Here is a 248-nt window from a genome sequence, read left to right on the forward strand (position 1 = left end):
GTTCGCGGGGCCTCACCTCGGTGCGGCCCGGCGCGTCACAGCTGAGGCGGTGCCGCGCCTCAGAGCTTGGTGATGGTGAGGGTCCACGAGCCGTCCGCGTGCGGGCCGACGCAGGTGAACTCCTTGATCGGCCACGCGTGGCCGTCCTTCATGCACTCGTCCGCGCTCGGCTCCTTGTACTGGTCACCGATCATGAACCCCGGGGGGCGGGGGACATCGGCCTGGGCGGCTCCGACGGCGAGGCCGGA

General features: G+C 71.8%; 1 protein-coding gene. It reads right to left on the reverse strand.

Annotated features, from left to right (window positions below):
* Positions 1–59: 59 nt before the first annotated feature.
* The coding region (locus IO40_RS34615; protein WP_033230772.1) for a hypothetical protein at positions 60–248 on the reverse strand (189 nt) is incomplete at its 5' end.

It is taken from the genome of Streptomyces albus subsp. albus (genome assembly GCF_000725885.1).
Taxonomy (GTDB): domain Bacteria; phylum Actinomycetota; class Actinomycetes; order Streptomycetales; family Streptomycetaceae; genus Streptomyces; species Streptomyces albus.